5 protein-coding genes are annotated in these 5,730 nt (G+C 68.8%); 3 read left to right on the top strand and 2 right to left on the bottom strand.

Translation table 11 applies throughout. The features are described from left to right. A partial coding sequence (locus HR086_RS44090) for a hypothetical protein (protein WP_217442196.1) occupies positions 1-363 on the bottom strand: 363 nt, incomplete at its 3' end. 262 nt (positions 364-625) lie between these two features. Here HR086_RS44090 and glsA point away from each other — a divergent pair. The 3 genes from glsA (at position 626) to HR086_RS44075 (ending at position 4,461) form a co-directional block, all read left to right on the top strand. Beyond that, a complete protein-coding gene (glsA, locus tag HR086_RS44085) occupies positions 626-1,795 on the top strand; it encodes a glutaminase A (RefSeq protein WP_174458986.1) in 1,170 nt (389 codons plus the stop codon). 333 nt (positions 1,796-2,128) lie between these two features. Further along, positions 2,129-3,331: a porin gene (locus HR086_RS44080; protein ID WP_174468629.1), complete on the top strand. Its 1,203-nt coding sequence runs from the start codon at positions 2,129-2,131 to the stop codon at positions 3,329-3,331. 68 nt (positions 3,332-3,399) lie between these two features. Next, positions 3,400-4,461 (top strand): LysR family transcriptional regulator, encoded by a 1,062-nt coding sequence (locus HR086_RS44075; protein WP_174462386.1) that lies wholly within the window; start codon positions 3,400-3,402, stop codon positions 4,459-4,461. Here HR086_RS44075 and HR086_RS44070 read toward each other — a convergent pair. After that, entirely contained in the window at positions 4,380-5,384 is a 1,005-nt protein-coding gene (locus HR086_RS44070) for a cyclase family protein (protein WP_174458983.1), read from the bottom strand. The genes HR086_RS44075 and HR086_RS44070 overlap by 82 nt on opposite strands. Positions 5,385-5,730 lie beyond the last annotated feature (346 nt).

Below are 5,730 nucleotides of genomic sequence, written 5' to 3'. Positions count from 1 at the left end.
ATCCACTTCCGACACCAGGCAGGCGCGGTCCCTGTGACGGCTCAACAACCCCACCAGCCGCCGAACTTCTTCGGCCAGCTCCTCCACGTCATGTCGGCGCGCCATCTCCGCCAGGCGCAGCAGGCGCGCCTCGCCCGGAAACACGAAGAGCCGCTCGATGGGGTGGACCTCCGCGAAGAGCGACAGCAGTTGCGCCACGCGCTCGTCGGAGGACACCTGTCCCTCCGAATACCGCGCCTCCAGCCGGGACATCTCCTCCCGCAAGCGGTTCCATACGTCCAGTCGGACCTGCTCGGGATTCAAGACCGCGGACAGCAGGTGGGATTGGACTCCGGACTCCAGCGAGGTCATGGGCTCCGCCATGGCGCTCCTTCCTTTTTGTCGACGGGCACCGGCGGAGCGCCGTGCGGCACGACGTCGGACAAGGTAGCCGTCACACGTCCACGGCAAAGCCCGGACGGCGGGGAGGGGCGTTGGCCTCACGCGTGGACGCATGGGCGCGGGGGCTCTCCTGCTCGGGTGCTCTCGAAGTTGCCGCGCGTCCCCCGAGGCCTCACTCCTCAACCACCAAAGCCGGGCGTCATGTGTCCGCTCGTAAGCGCCCTTGTCCTTGGAAGGAGATGACATGAAGCTCGCACTCCGTTGTCGAAGTAGCTGGTTGTTCTGCATGTGCCTCATGGCCCTCGCGGGGCCAGGCATCGCGCTCGCCGAGAGTCCCAAGGCGGCCACGAAGCCGTCGGACACCGCCTCCACAGCCGCACGCCCCTCCCAGGGCGACGAGGCGATGCCCACGGAGACGGAGATTCAGCAGGCGCTCCAGAAAGCCCACCAGCAGTTCCGCGGCACCAAGGAAGGCAAGAACGCGGACTACATCCCGTACCTCGCCACGGTGAACCCCAACCTCTTCGGCCTCGCGCTCGTCACCGTGGAGGGCAAGGTCTACACGGTGGGCGATGCCACCTCGCCCTTCCCCATCGAATCCCTCTCCAAACCCTTCACCCTGGCGCGGCTGATGGACGAGGTGGGCGCCAAGAAGGTCGAGGACAAGATTGGCGTGGATGCCACGGGGCAGCCCTTCAACTCCATCGTCGCCATCGAGATGAACGAGGACCACCGCGCCGGCAATCCGCTGGTCAACGCGGGCGCCATCACCTCCGTGAGCATGATTCCGGCGGCAACGCCCGAAGCCCGCTGGAAGAAGCTCAGCGACAACTTCAACGACTTCGCGGGCGCGGACCTCCCGGTGAACCAGGAGGTCTACAAGTCGGAGACGGAGACCAACACCCGCAACCAGTCCATCTCCGCGCTGCTGGACTCATACAAGGTGCTTGGCTCCCCCCGGGAGCAGGCACTCGACCTCTACACGCGGCAGTGCTCCGTCAACGTCACGGCCACGCAGCTCGCCACCATGGGCGCCACGCTGGCCAACGGTGGCACCAATCCCGTCACTGGCAAGAAGGTCGTCAGCCCGGACACGGCGCGCCGCACGCTGGCGCTGATGGCGACCAACGGCCTGTATGAGAGCACCGGCGAGTGGCTCTATCAGGCGGGCGTCCCCGCCAAGAGCGGCGTGGGCGGGGGCATCGTCGCCGTCGTTCCCGGTCGCTATGCCATCGCCGCCTTCTCGCCGCCGCTCGACAAGGCGGGCAACAGCGTGCGCTCGCAGCGGGCCATCAGCCAGGTCGTCAACTCGCTGGGGGACAATCTCTACGCCGCCACGCCCGGAGCGGCCAGCCAGCAGGGCACCGGCGGTGCCGGGCGCGACGAGCCCAAGAAGACGCGTCCCTCGCCGTAGCCACGCTCCCAGGTCCACACGCAAGGGCCTCTCCCGCCGGATGGGAGGGGCCCTTCGCGTCCGGGGCGGGCACGCCTCAGTGAACATGCCCCCCTCGTTCCGCGGCGGGACTTCAGCGCCCGCTTCACGCGTCGCCTCCCGATGCCTGTTCACGAGTCCCCACCCTCGAGAACGAGGCCGCTGTCCGTCAGCCATCGCGGAAGCGGCCCGGTCGTTCGCTCCGCGATAGCGCGCGCGCCGTGACGCTTCCTTCCCCCCGTCGCGTGCTCAGAGTGCCGCTCGGGTTCGCGTGAGAGCACAGGCGCGGGCAGCGCTCATTCGGGGGAACAGGGTATGCGTTGGATGCGAGTGGCGACGGCCGTCGTCGCGATGGGCACTGGACTCCTCGTACCGGCCGTGGGCCACGCGGAGGATGAAGAGAAGGACGACGACAAGAAGCCCTCGCTCACCGGGGGCTACGACGAGAAGAACGGCTTCCACATCCAGTCGGAGGATGGGAACTACCTGCTCGGCATCGGCCTGCAGGCGGGCTACAAGCTCGAGCCCGTCTTCCTGGATGGCAAGGCGGAGTCACGCACGGCCTTCTCGTTCCTCCGTCCCATCCTTCGCGGCAACATCTACCGGCCGTGGATTCGCTTCTGGACGTCGCTGGAGCTGGCGGACCCGCCCATCTACCTGCTCGACTCGCTGGTGGAGATCCAGCCCATCGACGAGGTGGGCATCCGCGCGGGGCAGCAGTACACGCCCCTCAGCCGGCACGAGTCCTGGGGACCGCAGCAGATCCTCTTCCCCGAGTTCTCCACCATCGCCAACTACTACTGGACGGGCCGCGACAAGGGCGTGACCATCTTCGGGACGATGGAGCACCTGGAGTACTACGTGGGCATCTACGGCGGCTCGCCGCTGCGCTCCATCCGCTCCGAGCCCGGCAAGTACCAGTTCAACGCACGCGCGACGTTCTCGCCCATGGGCAAGCCGGGCTACGGCGAGCTGCCGTACATCATGTCGGGAGACAAGGAGCCACCTCCGCTCAACGTGTCCTTCACCCTGCAGGGCGCGGGCGGCGAGGTGACGCAGGTGAAGGAGAACTTCAACCCGGAGTCCGGTGTCTTCCAGATCCTCCGTGAAGGCGACCGGCGCTTCATCACCGGCGGCGTGGACCTCTTCATCCAGGCGCGCAGGTTCAGCTTCTTCGGCGAGTTGTACTACAGCCGGACGGACCCGCAGGACGCTTCGCAAAACTTCTCCAGCTTTGGCGCATGGGTTCAGGCCGACTATGTCTTCTACAAGAAGGTGCTCGACGCGGCCGTGCGGCTGAGCTTCCTCAACCCGAGCTTCGATCTGGACGACGACCTGCTCTACATCGCGGAAGCGCAGCTGGGCTGGTTCGTCAACGCCCCCCACCTCGCCTTCAAGCTGCGCTACCAGCTGGCCCACCAGGAGGCCGCCGCCGGAGCGGAAGCCGCCTCCGTCGTCATCCCCAAGGACGCGGGCACCTCCCAGCTCATCACCCTGCAGCTCAACCTGGCGTTCTAGCGCCACGTCTCCCGGGCATCCGCGCCGGCTTTGCGTTATCCCTGCGGCTGGCAAGGAGACGCGAAGCCATGCAGCCCATCGACCACGCGCATCTCTCCCGACTGGACCTGAATCTCCTGGTGGCGTTCGACGCCCTCATGCGCGAGCGCCACGTCACCCGGGCCGCCCACCGCGTCGGACTGGGCCAGCCCGCGATGAGCCACCACCTGGCCCGTCTGCGCGAGCTGCTCGGCGACGAGCTCTTCACCCGCGCGCCCACGGGCGTCGTCCCCACGCCCCATGCGCAGGCGCTCGCGGAGCCCGTGCGCAATGCGCTCGCGTGCCTCCAGGCCGTGCTCACCCAGCGCCCCTTCGACCCCGCCACGCAGGAGCGCCACTTCCGCGTGAGCCTGTCCGACGGACTCGAGTCCTCGCTGGTGCCGCCGTTCCTCGCGCTCGTCGCGGAGCAGGCCCCGGGCGTCACCCTCTCCCTCTCTCCGCTCCAGGAAGCGCGGGGGCTGGCGATGCTGGATGACGGCTCGTTGGACCTGCTCGTGGGTCCACCCATGGAGCAGGCCCCCCATCACAAGCTGCGGCTGTTCTGCGCCGGGGGCTATCTGGTCGTGTTCGACCCGAGCGTCGTGCGCGTGGACACGCAGCTGTCCATGGAAGACTTCCTCGCCATTCCGCATGTCCGCGTGTCGCGACGGGCGGACTCCAGCGACGCGGTGGATGACGCGCTCGCCAAGCTCCGCCTGCGCCGCCGCGTGGCCGTTCAGACGACCCACGCGCTCAGCGTGCCCCACCTCCTGCGCGGTGCGCGGCTGCTCGGCCTGCTGCCCCGGCGCTCGGCGCTGGCGAGCGCGAAGGCCTTTGGCCTGAGCGTGAGCCCGCCACCCCTGGCATTGACCGCGGACAGCATCGTGATGCGCTGGCATGCCTCGCGCGACTCCGACCCGGGCCACCGCTGGCTGCGCGAGGCGATGTTCCTCGCCGCCACGTCGAGCGGCGAGGACAACACCGCCACCCGGGTGGCGGCGCGGACGCCCCCGCCCCCGAAGCGCTCCCGTCAGAAGGTCGCGATGGGATTGACGGGCGAGCCCGTCCCGCCCTCGATGGCCAGGGGCGCGACGCTGAGGAGGAAGTCGTAGCGTCCGCGAGCCGCCGCCGCCTTCGCCAGGGCCTCCGGGTCCGCGTTGTCGATGACGTGGACGCCCAGCGTGTTGATGAGCAGCACGTGCACGGGCATCACGACGCCCTCCACCCCGGAGGGCAGCACGTCCAGTCCGACATCCGTCGCGACGATGGAGACCCCGCGCGCCGCGAGCCATTCCACGCTGGACGCATGAAGTCCCGGTGACTTCGAGGACACGTCCCAAGGCCCGACCGCCGCGCGGCGGGCCCAGCGCCCCGTGCGGACGATGATGGCGTCACCGCTCGACACCTTCACCTTCGTCTTGCGCTCCCACGCCTCCAGGTCCGCCGCGTGGATGGGCGTCCCGGGCTCCAGGTACGGCACGCCCTTGAACGCGGCCATGTCGATGAGGACTCCGCGCGTGAGCAGCCCGTCGCGCACCTCGTTCACCGAGAGCACCGAGCAGCCCTTCGAATCGACCTTCGACTGCGGGTAGCCGTTGTACGTCCGGCCCTCGTCGAAGACGTGGCAGAGCGCGTCGAGGTGCGTGTGGGACCAACCATGGAAACCGATGCCCAGGTGGTCCGCGCTGTACGTGGACTCGGGGGCCTCGCCGTGGAAGAGCATCTGGCGCTCCAGCGGTGAGGGGACGTCCGCGGCCTGCCGGGTCTCCAGGGTGTGCGCCAGCGAGACGGACACACCGTCGCGAACGAGCTTCGCGGCCTCCTTGCGCTTGGCTGGAGTGATGAGGTTCGCGGTGCCGAGCTGATCCTCCTGGCCCCAGCGCCCCCAGTTGCCGTGCTGCTTCTTCCAGTCCTGGATGGCCTCGCGGCTCGACAGCCCCCGCGCGACGGGAGTGCCCTGGGGCGGCGCGGCGACCACTGCCGCGCTCCACCCCGCGCTCGCGAGGGCAAGGACCTGGATGAGTTTCTTGAACATGGTGCTCTCCTTTGCTGGGCATCCCCGGGTGCGGGGATGCGATCTCGCCCTCCTCGCGGTGCGGGGTGGCGGCATCACGTACCTAGCGACGGGGGACGGATGAGCCCAATCGAGCCCATCGATGACGGTCATCGACGCGCGGACCGGGCCTGGCTGTAACCCTCCGCGCTACAGGCGACCGGGATTTGTAGCGCTACAAGTCACTCCGTCCGTCGGTGGGCGCCGGACAACCCAGGGAGCGGGTATGGCGGCACACCCGCTGCAGTGCCCAGGCTCGCCACACGGTCGGGAGCAACCCACCACGGCCGTGAGCTCTGTGTCGCAGGGGGGCCGGGGGGCGGAGTGG

Origin of the sequence: Myxococcus sp. CA039A (assembly GCF_013336645.1) — a bacterium.
Taxonomy (GTDB): domain Bacteria; phylum Myxococcota; class Myxococcia; order Myxococcales; family Myxococcaceae; genus Myxococcus; species Myxococcus llanfairpwllgwyngyllgogerychwyrndrobwllllantysiliogogogochensis.
This window is presented reverse-complemented; position numbering and strand designations above follow the sequence as displayed.

Excerpts from the sequence above, each read along its gene's own strand:
- HR086_RS44070 (WP_174458983.1), bottom strand. The coding sequence starts at position 5,384 with ATGTTCAAGAAACTCATCCAGGTCCTTGCCCTCGCGAGCGCGGGGTGG.
- HR086_RS44080 (WP_174468629.1), top strand. The coding sequence starts at position 2,129 with ATGCGTTGGATGCGAGTGGCGACGGCCGTCGTCGCGATGGGCACTGGA.
- HR086_RS44075 (WP_174462386.1), top strand. The coding sequence starts at position 3,400 with ATGCAGCCCATCGACCACGCGCATCTCTCCCGACTGGACCTGAATCTC.
- glsA (WP_174458986.1), top strand. The coding sequence starts at position 626 with ATGAAGCTCGCACTCCGTTGTCGAAGTAGCTGGTTGTTCTGCATGTGC.